This window comes from Pantoea sp. XAF26B01_ASV70, assembly GCF_054512635.1.
This window is the reverse complement of the sequence record NZ_CM137251.1, coordinates 36539-51054: the sequence shown is the minus strand read 5'-3', so window position 1 is coordinate 51054 and position 14516 is coordinate 36539. Positions and strand designations below refer to the sequence as shown.

Genomic DNA, 14516 nt, shown 5'->3' with positions numbered 1-14516 from the left:
TAGAGGATTCAAGATGGCAACTGGAAAGATTGTCCAGATTATCGGCGCCGTTGTTGACGTCGAATTCCCTCAGGACGCGGTACCGCAAGTGTACAGCGCCCTCGAGGTTATGAATGGTGATGCGCGTCTGGTGCTGGAAGTTCAGCAGCAGCTCGGCGGCGGCGTAGTACGTACCATCGCAATGGGTACGTCTGACGGCCTGAAGCGTGGTCTGAGCGTCAACGACCTGCAGAAACCGATTCAGGTACCCGTCGGTAAAGCGACCCTGGGCCGTATCATGAACGTTCTCGGCGAGCCAATCGATATGAAAGGCGAGCTGAAAGAAGAAGATGGCAGCGCAGTAGAGATCGCCTCTATTCACCGCGCAGCCCCTTCTTATGAAGATCAGTCTAACTCGCAGGAACTGCTGGAAACCGGCATCAAGGTTATCGACCTGATGTGTCCGTTTGCTAAAGGCGGTAAAGTCGGTCTGTTCGGTGGTGCGGGTGTAGGTAAAACCGTCAACATGATGGAACTGATCCGTAACATCGCGGCTGAACACTCAGGTTACTCAGTGTTTGCCGGTGTGGGTGAGCGTACTCGTGAGGGTAACGACTTCTACCACGAAATGACTGACTCTAACGTTATCGATAAAGTTGCACTGGTTTATGGCCAGATGAACGAGCCGCCGGGTAACCGTCTGCGCGTAGCACTGACCGGTCTGACCATGGCGGAAAAATTCCGTGATGAAGGCCGCGACGTTCTGCTGTTCATCGATAACATCTACCGTTATACCCTGGCCGGTACAGAAGTTTCTGCACTGCTGGGTCGTATGCCATCTGCGGTAGGTTACCAGCCAACGCTGGCAGAAGAGATGGGTGTGTTGCAGGAGCGTATTACCTCCACCAAGACCGGTTCAATCACCTCCGTACAGGCCGTTTACGTCCCTGCGGATGACCTGACTGACCCATCACCAGCAACCACCTTTGCGCACTTAGACTCAACGGTAACGCTGAGCCGTCAGATCGCCTCTCTGGGTATCTACCCGGCCGTTGACCCGCTGGACTCTACCAGCCGTCAGCTGGATCCGCTGGTTGTCGGTCAGGAGCACTATGATGTTGCACGTGGCGTTCAGTCACTGCTGCAGCGTTATCAGGAACTGAAAGACATCATCGCCATCCTCGGTATGGATGAGCTGTCTGAAGAAGACAAACTGCTGGTGGCACGTGCGCGTAAGATTCAGCGCTTCCTGTCTCAGCCGTTCTTCGTTGCAGAAGTATTCACCGGTTCACCGGGCAAATACGTGACGCTGAAAGACACTATCCGTGGCTTTAAAGGCATCATGGAAGGTGAGTTTGACCACCTGCCAGAGCAGGCCTTCTACATGGTTGGCGCCATCGAAGAAGCCGTGGAAAAAGCGAAGAAACTGTAATAACGGTTTCCCGGGAGGAAGATTATGGCTATGACTTATCACCTGGATGTGGTCAGCGCAGAGGAGCAGTTGTTCTCTGGTCTGGTACAGAAAATTCAGGTGTCAGGTAGCGAAGGTGAACTGGGGATTTTCCCTGGCCATGCGCCGCTGCTGACTGCCATTAAGCCTGGAATGATCCGTATCGTGAAACAGCACGGCGAAGAGGAGTTTATCTACCTCTCTGGCGGCGTGCTGGAAGTGCAACCGGGCAGCAGCACCGTTCTGGCCGATACCGCTATCCGCGGTACCGATCTGGACGAAGCGCGCGCTCTGGAAGCAAAACGCAAAGCAGAAGACCATATGAACAGCAGCCACGGCGACGTGGACTATGCTCAGGCCTCTGCCGAGCTGGCGAAAGCCATTGCTAAACTGCGCGTGATCGAACTGACCAAAAAAGCGATGTAATCCAGCTTTATGCGTCATGAAATGCCAGCCCTCGGGCTGGCATTTTTTTTGTCTGCTGCACCTGATCTGCCTGTCCGCCTAATTTCGGCCTGAGAAAAATGTAGTAATCTCAATCCCAAACCGTTTTACTTTCACCCGTAAAAATTCACTCAGGATAGTTATGTCTAACAGTGCGATGAGTGTGGTGATCCTTGCTGCTGGCAAGGGCACCCGTATGTATTCCGATCTGCCTAAAGTTCTGCATACGCTGGCAGGCAAACCCATGGTTCAGCATGTGATTGACGCGGCTAAAGGGCTGGGCGCACAGCAGGTCCATCTGGTTTATGGTCATGGCGGCGATCGCCTGAAGGCGACCCTCACTGACAGCTCGCTCAACTGGGTGCTGCAGGCCGAGCAGCTCGGCACTGGCCATGCGATGCAGCAGGCAGCGCCTGCATTCGCGGATGATGAAGATATCATGATGCTTTACGGTGACGTGCCGCTCATCTCTCAGGCGACACTACAGCGGCTGCGCGAAGCAAAACCGCAGGGCGGCATTGGCTTACTTACCGTGGTACTGGACGACCCAACCGGTTATGGCCGCATTGTGCGTGAGAACGACACCATCACCGGCATTATCGAACAGAAAGATGCCAGCCCGGCGCAGCTCACCATTAAAGAGATCAACACCGGCATTCTGATCGCCAACGGCGGCGATTTAAAACGCTGGCTGGCGCAGCTCACCAACAATAATGCGCAGGGTGAATATTACATCACCGATATTATCGCGCTGGCGCATCAGGAAGGTCGGGTGATCAACGCGGTTCATCCGGCACGCATCAGTGAAACCGATGGCGTCAATAACCGGCTGCAGCTGGCGACATTAGAGCGCACTTACCAGGCCGAACAGGCGGAAAAGCTGCTGCTGGCTGGCGTGATGCTGCGCGATCCGGCCCGTTTTGACCTGCGCGGGACGCTGACGCACGGGCGGGATGTTGAAATTGACACCAACGTCATTATTGAAGGCCAGGTCACGCTGGGCGCACGCGTCAGAATCGGCGCGGGCTGCATTATCAAAAACAGTGTGATTGGCGATGACTGTGAAATCAGCCCCTATTCGGTGATCGAGGATGCGAATCTCGCCACTGCCTGCACTGTCGGACCTTTTGCCCGTCTGCGTCCTGGCAGCGAACTGGCCGATGCCGCCCACGTGGGCAACTTCGTCGAAATGAAGAAAGCGCGTCTGGGCAGAGGATCGAAAGCGGGGCACCTCTCCTATCTCGGTGATGCGGAGATTGGCGACAACGTAAATATCGGTGCAGGCACCATTACCTGCAACTACGACGGTGCGAACAAATTCAAAACCGTAATTGGCGATGACGTATTTGTGGGCTCAGATACCCAGCTGGTGGCGCCGGTCAGCATCGCGGCAGGGACCACCATTGCGGCGGGCACGACCATCATGAAAGATGTGACCCAGGCCGGTCTGGTCTATAACCGTAAAGAGCAGAATCACAAAGCGGATTGGCAGCGTCCGGTGAAGAAAAAATAAATTTTAACGGCCCGCTTTAATGCGGGCCGATGCAGTGCAGTGCCAAAACTATAATCCCCACTCTCTACAAGGCTCGGGGAACCGGCAAAGCCGGATATCAGGTCGCATGACAACAGAAGTGGCGAAAAGCCATGTAGTCAGGAAAACATCATTATGTGTGGAATTGTTGGTGCAGTAGCGCAACGTGATATCGCAGAGATTCTGCTGGAAGGTCTGCGTCGTCTTGAATATCGCGGATATGATTCGGCCGGTCTGGCCGTGGTCGATCGTCAGGGGCACGTCACGCGCCTGCGGCGTTTAGGGAAAGTGCAGAAACTGGCGGAAGCCGCTGAGCAGCAACCGCTGATTGGTGGAACCGGCATCGCGCACACGCGCTGGGCAACCCATGGCGAGCCGTCGGAAGCGAACGCGCATCCGCACGTCTCAGAGCACATCATCATCGTGCACAACGGCATCATTGAAAATCATGAGCCATTGCGTGCTGAACTGATCGCGCGCGGTTATGTCTTTGCCTCTGAAACGGACACCGAAGTGGTGGCGCATCTGGTTCACTGGGAGCAGAAGCAGGGCGGTTCGCTGCGTGAAGTGGTGCTGCGTGTGATTCCGCAGCTGCGCGGTGCCTATGGCATGGTGATCATGGACAGCCGCGATCCGTCACTGCTGGTGGCGGCCCGTTCCGGCAGCCCGCTGGTGATTGGTCGTGGCATGGGCGAAAACTTTATCGCCTCAGATCAGCTGGCCCTGCTGCCGGTGACCCGTCGGTTCATCTATCTGGAAGAGGGTGATATCGCCGAGATCAGCCGTCGCGATGTCACGGTGATCGACCGTGAAGGCAACACCGTGACCCGTGCCGAGATCGAGTCGAACCTGCAATATGATGCCGGTGACAAAGGCATTTACCGTCACTACATGCAGAAAGAGATCTACGAACAGCCCATGGCGCTGAAAAGCACCCTGAGCGGTCGGTTCAGCCAGGGTCAGGTTGATCTCAGCGAACTGGGCGCGGGCGCAGAAGCGCTGCTGAGCCAGGTTGAGCATATCCAGATTATCGCCTGTGGCACCTCCTACAACTCCGGCATGGTGTCACGCTACTGGTTTGAGTCGCTGGCAAACCTGCCCTGTGATGTCGAGATTGCCTCGGAGTTCCGCTACCGCAAATCAGCTGTTCGCAAAAACAGCCTGCTGATCACCCTGTCGCAGTCGGGTGAAACGGCAGATACTCTGGCGGCGCTGCGTCTCTCTAAAGAGCTGGGCTACCTGGGATCGCTGGCGGTCTGCAACGTGGCCGGTTCGTCACTGGTGCGGGAATCTGACCTGGCACTGATGACCAAAGCGGGCACCGAAATTGGCGTCGCCTCTACCAAAGCGTTCACCACCCAGTTAGCGGTGCTGCTGATGCTGGTAGCGAAACTGGGCCGTCTGAAAGGGATGTCAGCCGAGACTGAGCATGAGATCGTTCATGCACTGCAGGCGTTGCCGAACCGGATTGAGCAGATGCTGGCGCAGGATAAGCTGATTGAGAATCTGGCGGAAGGCTTCTCTGACAAGCATCACGCGCTGTTCCTGGGGCGTGGCGATCAATATCCGATTGCCATGGAAGGGGCGCTGAAGCTCAAGGAGATCTCCTACATTCATGCGGAAGCCTACGCCGCAGGCGAGCTGAAACATGGCCCGCTGGCGCTGATTGATGCGGATATGCCGGTGATCGTGGTGGCACCTAACAACGAACTGCTGGAGAAGCTCAAATCCAACATCGAAGAGGTACGCGCACGCGGTGGCCTGCTCTATGTCTTTGCCGATCAGGATGCGGGCTTCAGCGACAGTGACGGCATGAAGATCATCCCGTTGCCGCATGTCGAAGAGGTCATTGCGCCCATCTTCTACACGGTGCCGCTACAGTTACTCTCCTATCACGTCGCCCTGATCAAAGGGACCGACGTCGATCAGCCACGTAACCTGGCAAAATCGGTTACTGTGGAATAACCGGGTGGGCCCCGTCGCGGGCCCACTTTGCTCTGGCCCTCTGTCATATAACTGTCATATTTCGTACATTTCACTGTCATCAAACTGTCCTATTTTCCCTCCTGCAGCAATCACAGATTCTTACTAAAACGGCCCCAAGCCTGACTTTTCTCCCCTGGAGGGAATATGACACTGATGCGTAGCACCGTAGCCCGAATCCTCGCCACCACCTTCGCCGTAAGCGCGGTATCTGCTTTTGCGGCAACCGATCTCACTGGCGCAGGCGGGACGTTCCCGGCGCCGGTTTATGCCAAGTGGGCAGCAGAATATCAAAAAGCCACCGGTAGCAAAGTTAACTACCAGGGTATCGGTTCATCTGGCGGCGTGAAACAGATCATCGCCAAAACCGTCGATTTCGGTGCGTCCGATGCGCCAATGAAAGATGAAGATCTGCAGAAAAATGGCCTGTTCCAGTTCCCTACCGTGATCGGTGGCGTGGTACTGGCGGTTAACCTGCCGGGTATCAAGTCAGGTCAGCTGACGCTGGATGGCAAAACCGTCGGTGATATCTACCTCGGCACCATCAAAAAGTGGAACGACCCGGCGATTGCCAAACTTAACCCAGGCGTGAAACTGCCAGAGACCAACATCAACGTGGTACGTCGCGCTGACGGTTCAGGCACCTCGTTCGTCTTCACCAGCTATCTGGCGAAAGTGAACCCGGACTGGAACAGCAAAATTGGTAAAGGTAACACCGTTAACTGGCCGGTCGGTCTGGGTGGTAAAGGCAACGACGGCGTCGCCGCGTTTGTTCAGCGTCTGCCGGGTTCAATCGGCTACGTGGAGTACGCCTACGCCAAACAGAACAACCTGACCTACACCAAATTGATCGATGCCGATGGCAAAGCGGTCGCCCCAAGCGAAACCAGCTTCAGTAATGCCGCGAAAGGCGCTGACTGGAGCAAATCATTCGCGCAGGATCTTACCTTCCAGAAGGGCGCTGATGCCTGGCCAATCTCGTCAACCACCTTTATTCTGATCTACAAGGATCAGGCTAATGCGGCCAAAGGCGCTGAAGTACTGAAATTCTTCGACTGGGCTTACAAAAGCGGCAGCAAAACCGCCACAGCGCTGGATTATGCTGCGCTGCCAGAGAGCGTGACTGAACAGATTCGCGCCGCCTGGAAAGCCAACATCAAAGACAGTTCTGGTAAAGCGCTTTATCAGTAATTGACCGACCCTGACCGGACAGCAGTCCGGTCAGACTCAACGGGCGGCGTCATGCCGTCCTGATAACTTCTGAAGACTGAGACTTCTATGGCTGCAACGAAGCCGGCATTCAAAGCCCCAGGCAAACAAGGTGACAGAATTTTTGGCGCGCTGGTCAGGCTGGCTGCGCTGATTGTCCTGTTACTGATGGGCGGCATTATTGTCTCCCTGATCATCTCCTCGTGGCCCAGCATCCAGAAGTTTGGTTTCGCCTTTTTGTGGACCAAAACCTGGGATGCGCCCAACGAACAATTTGGTGCACTGGTACCGATCTACGGCACCCTTGTGACCTCCATTATTGCCCTGATTATCGCAGTACCGGTGAGTTTTGGTATCGCGCTGTTCCTGACTGAACTCGCGCCAGGCTGGCTGCGTCGCCCGCTGGGCACCGCCATTGAGCTGCTGGCAGCCATTCCCAGTATTGTTTATGGCATGTGGGGTCTGTTTGTTTTCGCGCCGCTGTTTGCCGAATACTTCCAGACACCGGTCAATGACGTGATATCGGGCATTCCGATTGTCGGCGAGCTTTTCTCCGGCCCCGCTTTCGGTATCGGCATCCTCGCGGCGGGTGTGATTCTGGCGATCATGATCATCCCTTATATCGCCTCGGTGATGCGCGACGTTTTTGAGCAGACCCCGGTGATGATGAAAGAGTCAGCCTACGGCATCGGCTGCACCACCTGGGAAGTGATCTGGCGCATCGTACTGCCCTTTACCAAAAATGGCGTGATTGGCGGTGTGATGCTCGGACTGGGTCGTGCGCTGGGTGAAACCATGGCGGTGACTTTTATTATCGGCAACACCTACCAGCTCGACAGCCCGTCGCTGTTTATGCCGGGTAACAGCATCACCTCGGCGCTGGCCAACGAGTTCGCTGAAGCGGAATCGGGCGTGCACGTCGCCGCGCTGATGGAGCTGGGACTGATCCTGTTTGTGATTACCTTTATCGTGCTGGCGATTTCAAAGCTGATGATTATGCGGCTGGCGAAAAGTGAAGGAGCGCGCTCATGACCACAATTGAAATTCAGGCGCGCGCCGAACTGGACGCATCACGCCGTAAAATGCAGTCCTGGCGCAGCACTAAAAATAAAATTGCGCTGACGCTGTCGCTGCTGACCATGGCTTTTGGCCTGTTCTGGCTGGTGTGGATCCTGTTCACCACCGTATCGCGCGGCGTGGATGGGCTCTCCTGGTCCCTGTTCACCGAATCAACGCCACCACCCAATACCGCGGGCGGCGGGCTGGCTAACGCCCTGGCGGGCAGCGGATTACTGATTTTCTGGTCTACCTTCTTCGGCACACCGCTGGGCATCATGGCGGGTATCTATCTGGCGGAATATGGGCGCAAGTCGCCACTGGCAGAAGTGATCCGCTTTATTAACGACATTCTGCTTTCGGCACCCTCGATTGTGGTCGGCCTGTTCGTCTACACCCTTGTGGTATCGCAGATGCAGCACTTCTCCGGCTGGGCCGGGGTGATTGCGCTGGCGCTGCTGCAGGTGCCGATTGTGATTCGTACCACCGAAAACATGATGCGACTGGTGCCAGACAGCATGCGTGAAGCGGCTTACGCGCTGGGTACGCCCAAGTGGAAGATGATCGCGTCTATCACCCTGAAAGCGTCGGTCTCCGGCATCATCACGGGTGTGCTGCTGGCGATTGCGCGCATTGCAGGTGAAACGGCACCGCTGCTGTTCACGGCGCTCTCGAACCAGTTCTGGAGCACCGACATGATGCAGCCGCTGGCGAACCTGCCGGTCACCATCTTTAAGTTCGCCATGAGCCCGTTCGCCGAATGGCAGAGCCTGGCCTGGGCAGGTGTGCTGATTATTACCCTGTGCGTGCTGGTGCTGAACATCGTGGCGCGGGTGATTTTCGCCAAAGGTAAACACGGTTAATTTCCGGCGCGGCCCTGTGCGGCGCCGTATAAGAGAGATGAATTATGAGTATCGCGACAGCATCAGCCGATAAAATTCAGGTCCGTAATCTGAACTTCTATTACGGCAAATATCATGCGCTGAAGAACATCAATCTGGATATCGCTAAGAATCAGGTGACTGCGTTTATCGGGCCATCGGGCTGTGGTAAGTCGACCCTGCTGCGGACCTTCAACAAAATGTACTCGCTCTATCCGGATCAGCGGGCTGAAGGGGACATTCTGCTGGATGGCGAAAACATTCTGGCGACTCAGCAGGATATCGCGCTGCTGCGCGCCCGGGTCGGCATGGTGTTTCAGAAGCCTACGCCGTTCCCGATGTCGATCTATGACAACATCGCCTTTGGCGTTCGCCTGTTTGAAAAGCTGTCGCGTGCCGATATGGATGCGCGCGTACAGTGGGCGCTGACCAAAGCCGCGCTGTGGAATGAAACCAAAGACAAGCTGCATCAGAGCGGTTACAGTCTCTCCGGCGGCCAGCAGCAGCGTCTGTGCATTGCCCGCGGTATCGCGATTCGCCCGGAAGTCTTACTGCTGGATGAGCCCTGCTCCGCGCTTGATCCTATCTCTACTGGGCGTATTGAGGAGCTGATCACCGAGCTGAAACAGGATTACACCGTGGTGATCGTGACGCACAACATGCAACAGGCTGCACGCTGCTCTGACCATACGGCTTTCATGTATCTGGGCGAACTGATTGAGTTCAGCGATACCGACACGCTGTTCACTAAACCCGCCCAGAAGCAAACCGAAGATTATATAACTGGCCGCTACGGCTGATCTGACAGGAGATCGACATGGATAATCTTAATCTGAATAAGCACATCTCCGGTCAGTTCAATGCCGAGCTGGAGCATATCCGTACCCAGGTGATGATCATGGGCGGTATGGTCGAGCAGCAGCTGACCGATGCAATTACCGCTATGCATAATCTGGATGGCGAACTGGCGCAGCGGGTGATCGACGGTGACCAGAAGGTCAATATGATGGAAGTGGAGATTGATGAAGCCTGCGTGCGCATCATCGCCAAACGTCAGCCAACCGCGATCGATTTGCGACTGGTGATGGCGATCATCAAAGCCATTTCTGAGCTGGAACGGATTGGCGACGTGGCGGAGAAGATCAGCCGCACGGCGCTGGAGAAGTTTGGTCAGCAGCATTTGCCGCTGCTGGTCAGCCTTGAGTCGCTGGGTCGTCACACTGTACAGATGCTGCATGATGTGCTGGACGCTTTTGCACGCATGGATCTCAACGAAGCGATCACTATCTACCGTGAAGATAAAAAGGTGGATAAAGAGTACGAAGGCATTGTGCGTCAGCTGATGACCTACATGATGGAAGATCCGCGCACCATTCCCAGTGTGCTGACGGCGCTATTCTGTGCCCGCGCCATTGAGCGTATCGGCGATCGTTGCCAGAACATCTGCGAAATTATCTTCTATTTCGTCAAAGGTCAGGATTTCCGTCACGTTGGCGGCGACCGGCTCGATGAATTACTGTCGGGCGATGACGGCAGCAACAGACCTTCCTGATAAATCTTCTTCCTGCGCCTGATCGGCGCAGGGATAAGCCTTTTCAATTGGTCACATCCTGAACTCTCTCTATAATTGCGGCACTTTTCTTTATGAGGTTCGCAACGATGTCCCCTTCTCCCCAATCTAAGCCGGGCGTAACGCCGGGCAAAGCGATGCTGGCTGCGGTCAGCGGTTATGCCATGGATGGATTTGACCTGCTGATACTCGGCTTTATGCTGCCGGCTATCAGTGTTTCGCTGGCGCTCAATCCATCACAGGCGGGATCGCTGGTGACCTGGACGCTGATTGGCGCGGTTATCGGTGGCATCGTATTTGGTCATCTCAGCGACCGCTATGGTCGCATCCGCATGCTCACCGTCACGATTCTGGTCTTATCGGTCTTTACCGGCCTGTGCGCGGTGGCGCAGGGCTACTGGGATCTGCTCGCCTGGCGAACGCTGGCGGGTGTCGGTCTGGGTGGCGAATTTGGTATCGGCATGGCGCTGATTGCCGAAGCCTGGCCGGCGGAGAAGCGCAATCGCGCATCAGCGTGGGTCGGTATAGGCTGGCAACTCGGGGTGCTGATGGCGGCCTTTATCACACCGCCGCTGCTGACTATCATCGGCTGGCGCGGCATGTTTCTGGTCGGCTTGTTGCCTGCGCTGGTCTCGTTTGCCATTCGTCGCGGCATGGGTGAACCGGAGGCGTATCAACGGCAGGTTAAACATGTGCCGTCACTCTCTTTTCCGGCGCGCCTGAAACTGCTGGTACGCGATCGCGCCACCGCCAAAGCCAGCCTGGGCATTTTTATCCTCTGTTCAGTACAGAACTTTGGTTACTACGGGCTGATGATCTGGATGCCGAGTTACCTCTCCTCCAGCTTTGGCTTCAGCCTGACGAAGTCGGGCCTCTGGACCGCGGTGACCGTGGTCGGGATGACCTTTGGCATCTGGCTGTTTGGCGTACTGGCCGACCGCTTCGCACGCTGGAAAATCTTCCTGCTCTATCAGTTTGGCGCAGTAGTGATGGTGGTGGTGTATGCTCAGCTGCGCGACCCGAACATCATGCTATTTACCGGCGCGATCATGGGGATGTTTGTTAACGGCATGATTGGCGGTTATGGCGCGCTGATTTCCGATACCTTTCCGCCGCAGGTGCGTGCCACCGCGCAAAACGTCCTGTTCAACCTTGGTCGCGGTGTGGGCGGCTTCGGCCCGGTGGTGATTGGTCTGCTGGCGAGCCAGTTCTCGTTTACGGCGGCGATTACCCTGCTGGCGCTGATTTATCTGCTGGATATTGCGGCGACGCTGTTCCTGCTGCCGAAGAAACAGGGTCAGGAAGATACGCTGGGCGCGATTGGCTGATGCTACCGTGATGGTATGGCTGGGTAAGTGTCATCCCGGCCATTCCGGGTCAGTAATATGGCTCACGATCACCTGTTCTGCCTTCATTACCCCCCTGGCATTACATGGCAGGGGGATCCGTTAACAGGCGATTTAAATCCATAACAGGCAGAGCGTTCTCGCAGGTTTACTTCATCAGCGGCAGGAGCTGTTGATACAGCGTCGCAAAGGTCTCACGACGTGGCTGGTAGTGCGCTACCCGGGCCGGATCCGGCTGGTATCGCTGCACCAGAACCGGGGTCGGCACGGTGATCTCTGCATCCAGCGCCTGCTGTGCCAGCCTGGCGGCTCCCAGCGCCGGGCCAACCTCACCGCCATGACAGTAATCCAGTGTCTGACCACTGATGTCTGCCAGCATCTGACGCCACAGTGCACTGCGTGCGCCGCCGCCGATCAACATAATGCTCTTTGGCTGAACGCCGCAGTCGTGCAGCGCGTCCATGCCCTCCGCCAGCGCAAACCCTACGCCTTCCAGCACCGCTCTCGCCAGCTCGGGACGGCTATGCTGATGGGTAAAGCCAAAGAAAGCACCCCGGGCATTCGGGTTATTGTGCGGCGTGCGCTCACCGGAAAGATAGGGCAGAAACCACAGGCCGGGCAGGTCATCGCGTGCGCGTTCAGCTTCAGCCAGCAGCTCAGGAACATCTCTGCAACCGGTCAGCGTCGCTGCCCAGTCCAGACAGGAGGCTGCGCTGAGCATCACCGACATCAGATGCCAGCGCTGGGGTAACGCATGACAGAAGCTGTGTACCGCACGCTGCGGATTGCTGAGATAGCCGTCGCTCACCACGAAGTAGACGCCCGACGTACCCAGCGACAGCATGCCCTGGCCCGGTTCGGTCATGCCGACACCAATCGCACCCGCAGCATTGTCGCCACCGCCCGCCGCCAGCGGCACGGCGTTCATCTTCCAGCGTGTGGCCAGTTCGGCATGTAAGGTGCCGGTCAGGGCATTGCCCTCATAGAGTTGCGGCATCTGATCGCGGCTGAGGTCGCAGGCGCGCAGCATCACATCGCTCCAGTCACGCCGTGCCACATCCAGCCACATTGTGCCTGCTGCATCTGACATATCAGTGGCGAAGTCGCCACTCAATCGCCAGCGCAGGTAATCTTTGGGCAACAGCACGTGAGCGATCTGACTGAATATTGCCGGTTCATATTGCTGAACCCACAGCAGCTTAGGAGCCGTGAAGCCGGGCATCATCAGGTTGCCGGTGATCGCCCGCGAATCCGGCACCTTCTGTTCCAGCTCACGGCACTGCGCCTCGCTGCGCCCATCATTCCAGAGCATGGCCGGTCGTAATACCTGATTTGCACTGTCGAGCAGCGTTGCACCATGCATCTGTCCGCTCAGCCCGATGGCCTGCACCGCGCGCAGATCCTGCTGCGCGCTCAGCGCCTGCATGGACAAATCCAGCGCCTGCCACCAGCTTTCGGGATCCTGCTCGCTCCACAATGGCTGCGGACGCGAAACCTGCAGCGGCGCTGTTTCCGTCGCCACCACGTTGCCTTGTGCATCCATCAGCACCACTTTGACGCCAGAGGTGCCTAAATCGATCCCGATAAACATGCTCTGCTCCTGAAGGGTTAGAAATCAAACAGGTAGTGATTCACCAGATTTTCCAGCTGCTCCTGACGTCCGCTCTGATGCTGCGGATTGAGCTGCTGCTGCTGAGCATGCGCCGCCAGTGCCTCCAGTGAAAACTCACCTTTCAAAATTTGCTGGCCGAACTCACCATTCCAGCCGCTGTAGCGCTGTGCCACACGCTTATCGAGTTCACCATCGCTGATCATGCGAGCGGCGACCTTCAGCGCCAGCGCCATGGTATCCATCGCGCCAATATGACCGTAGAACAGATCGTATTTATCAGTGCTCTGACGACGCACTTTGGCATCAAAGTTTAAGCCGCCAGTGGTAAAGCCGCCCGCTTTGAGAATTTCGTACATCACCAGCGCATTCTCTTCCACGCTGACCGGGAACTGATCGGTATCCCAGCCGCACTGCGGATCGCCGCGGTTGGCATCCACTGAACCAAAAATGCCCAGCGCAATGGCCGTCGCAATTTCATGATGGAAAGAGTGACCCGCCAGCGTGGCGTGGTTCGCCTCAACGTTAACCTTGATCTCTTTCTCCAGTCCGAACTGTTTCAGGAAGCCATAAACCGTCGCGACATCATAGTCATACTGATGTTTGGTCGGCTCCTGCGGTTTCGGTTCAATTAGCAGCGTTCCCTGAAAGCCAATTTTGTGTTTGTGCTCGACCACCATCTGCATAAAGCGGCCAATCTGCTCGCGCTCCTGGCGCAGATCGGTATTCAGCAGAGTTTCGTACCCTTCGCGTCCGCCCCACAACACATAGTTTTCGCCGCCCAGGGTTTTGGTCGCCTGCATGGCGCTGCAGACCTGCGTCGCTGCCCAGGCAAAAACTTCAGGATCGGGATTGGTGGCAGCCCCGGCTCCGTAGCGTGGATGGGTAAAGCAGTTGGCTGTGCCCCACAGCAGTTTCACGCCGGTCTCCTGCTGTTTCTCCAGCAGTTTATCGGTCATGGCGGCAAAATTCTCTTTGTAGCTGTGCAGCGAATCGCCTTCTGGTGAGACATCAACGTCATGGAAGCAGTACCACGGCACATTCAGCTTGTGGAAAAACTCAAAGGCCACATCCGCTTTCAGTTTTGCCAGCTGCAGCGCATCTCCGCTTTTCTGCCACGGACGATCAAAAGCGCCGACACCAAACATATCCGCGCCATTCCAGCAGAAGGTGTGCCAGTAACAGGCGGCAAAGCGCAGATGCTCCGCCATGGTCTTGCCGAGGATCACCTCATCGGGATTGTAGTGGCGGAAAGCGAGAGGATGAGTCGACTGGGTGCCTTCATAACGAACCCGATCGATCTGATCGAAATAAGCGTGCATGGTTTGCTCCTTAGCATCAGTACCCGAATGGCCTGCGTTGAAGCAATATTTGATATTGGCTGCTGTCTCAGCTCAATTACGATATTTCACTACGGGTGTCAGATAATTATTATTTGTGCGCTGGCTCGCAAAATAA

12 protein-coding genes are annotated in these 14516 nt (G+C 56.3%); 10 read left to right on the top strand and 2 right to left on the bottom strand.

The genetic code is table 11. The features are described 5' to 3' along the window. The first annotated feature begins 13 nt into the window (after positions 1-13). From atpD to ACX8ZY_RS00185, 10 genes are all read left to right on the top strand, one after another. A complete protein-coding gene (atpD, locus tag ACX8ZY_RS00230) occupies positions 14-1411 on the top strand; it encodes a F0F1 ATP synthase subunit beta (protein WP_010258870.1) in 1398 nt (465 codons plus the stop codon). A gap of 24 nt (positions 1412-1435) precedes the next feature. Further along, entirely contained in the window at positions 1436-1855 is a 420-nt protein-coding gene (locus ACX8ZY_RS00225; RefSeq protein ID WP_010258871.1) for a F0F1 ATP synthase subunit epsilon, read from the top strand. Positions 1856-2015: 160 nt separating this feature from the next. Further along, on the top strand, positions 2016-3386 hold the full coding sequence (gene glmU, locus ACX8ZY_RS00220) for a bifunctional UDP-N-acetylglucosamine diphosphorylase/glucosamine-1-phosphate N-acetyltransferase GlmU (protein WP_010258872.1): 1371 nt from the start codon (positions 2016-2018) through the stop codon (positions 3384-3386). Between the two features lie 153 nt (positions 3387-3539). Then, complete coding sequence (gene glmS, locus ACX8ZY_RS00215) at positions 3540-5369, top strand: glutamine--fructose-6-phosphate transaminase (isomerizing) (protein WP_010672188.1); 1830 nt, start codon at positions 3540-3542, stop codon at positions 5367-5369. 165 nt (positions 5370-5534) lie between these two features. After that, positions 5535-6578, top strand: a complete 1044-nt coding sequence (pstS, locus tag ACX8ZY_RS00210) for a phosphate ABC transporter substrate-binding protein PstS (protein ID WP_010258875.1) — start codon at positions 5535-5537, stop codon at positions 6576-6578. Positions 6579-6665: 87 nt separating this feature from the next. Continuing rightward, the gene (gene pstC, locus ACX8ZY_RS00205) at positions 6666-7628 is read left to right on the top strand and encodes a phosphate ABC transporter permease PstC (protein WP_010258877.1); all 963 of its coding nucleotides are present in this window, start codon (positions 6666-6668) and stop codon (positions 7626-7628) included. Further along, complete coding sequence (gene pstA, locus ACX8ZY_RS00200) at positions 7625-8515, top strand: phosphate ABC transporter permease PstA (protein WP_010258878.1); 891 nt, start codon at positions 7625-7627, stop codon at positions 8513-8515. Before pstC ends, pstA begins: the two co-directional genes overlap by 4 nt. A gap of 44 nt (positions 8516-8559) precedes the next feature. Then, entirely contained in the window at positions 8560-9333 is a 774-nt protein-coding gene (gene pstB, locus ACX8ZY_RS00195; RefSeq protein ID WP_010258879.1) for a phosphate ABC transporter ATP-binding protein PstB, read from the top strand. 17 nt (positions 9334-9350) lie between these two features. Beyond that, positions 9351-10085, top strand: coding sequence for a phosphate signaling complex protein PhoU (gene phoU, locus ACX8ZY_RS00190; RefSeq protein ID WP_010258881.1), 735 nt, complete (start codon positions 9351-9353; stop codon positions 10083-10085). Between the two features lie 107 nt (positions 10086-10192). Beyond that, positions 10193-11431 (top strand): MFS transporter, encoded by a 1239-nt coding sequence (locus ACX8ZY_RS00185; RefSeq protein WP_421665164.1) that lies wholly within the window; start codon positions 10193-10195, stop codon positions 11429-11431. 166 nt (positions 11432-11597) lie between these two features. Here the strand turns inward: ACX8ZY_RS00185 and xylB are convergent, their stop codons facing one another. Both xylB and xylA read right to left on the bottom strand, forming a co-directional pair. Then, on the bottom strand, positions 11598-13040 hold the full coding sequence (gene xylB, locus ACX8ZY_RS00180) for a xylulokinase (protein ID WP_459260596.1): 1443 nt from the start codon (positions 13038-13040) through the stop codon (positions 11598-11600). A gap of 17 nt (positions 13041-13057) precedes the next feature. Beyond that, positions 13058-14380 (bottom strand): xylose isomerase, encoded by a 1323-nt coding sequence (gene xylA, locus ACX8ZY_RS00175; protein WP_010258886.1) that lies wholly within the window; start codon positions 14378-14380, stop codon positions 13058-13060. Between the last annotated feature and the right edge of the window lie 136 nt (positions 14381-14516).

What these genes read in the sequence shown, in the direction of transcription:
- pstA (WP_010258878.1), top strand. Translation starts at nt 7,625, where the DNA reads ATGACCACAATTGAAATTCAGGCGCGCGCCGAACTGGACGCATCACGC.
- phoU (WP_010258881.1), top strand. Translation starts at nt 9,351, where the DNA reads ATGGATAATCTTAATCTGAATAAGCACATCTCCGGTCAGTTCAATGCC.
- pstB (WP_010258879.1), top strand. Translation starts at nt 8,560, where the DNA reads ATGAGTATCGCGACAGCATCAGCCGATAAAATTCAGGTCCGTAATCTG.
- ACX8ZY_RS00225 (WP_010258871.1), top strand. Translation starts at nt 1,436, where the DNA reads ATGGCTATGACTTATCACCTGGATGTGGTCAGCGCAGAGGAGCAGTTG.
- atpD (WP_010258870.1), top strand. Translation starts at nt 14, where the DNA reads ATGGCAACTGGAAAGATTGTCCAGATTATCGGCGCCGTTGTTGACGTC.
- glmS (WP_010672188.1), top strand. Translation starts at nt 3,540, where the DNA reads ATGTGTGGAATTGTTGGTGCAGTAGCGCAACGTGATATCGCAGAGATT.
- ACX8ZY_RS00185 (WP_421665164.1), top strand. Translation starts at nt 10,193, where the DNA reads ATGTCCCCTTCTCCCCAATCTAAGCCGGGCGTAACGCCGGGCAAAGCG.
- pstC (WP_010258877.1), top strand. Translation starts at nt 6,666, where the DNA reads ATGGCTGCAACGAAGCCGGCATTCAAAGCCCCAGGCAAACAAGGTGAC.
- pstS (WP_010258875.1), top strand. Translation starts at nt 5,535, where the DNA reads ATGACACTGATGCGTAGCACCGTAGCCCGAATCCTCGCCACCACCTTC.
- xylA (WP_010258886.1), bottom strand. Translation starts at nt 14,380, where the DNA reads ATGCACGCTTATTTCGATCAGATCGATCGGGTTCGTTATGAAGGCACC.
- glmU (WP_010258872.1), top strand. Translation starts at nt 2,016, where the DNA reads ATGTCTAACAGTGCGATGAGTGTGGTGATCCTTGCTGCTGGCAAGGGC.
- xylB (WP_459260596.1), bottom strand. Translation starts at nt 13,040, where the DNA reads ATGTTTATCGGGATCGATTTAGGCACCTCTGGCGTCAAAGTGGTGCTG.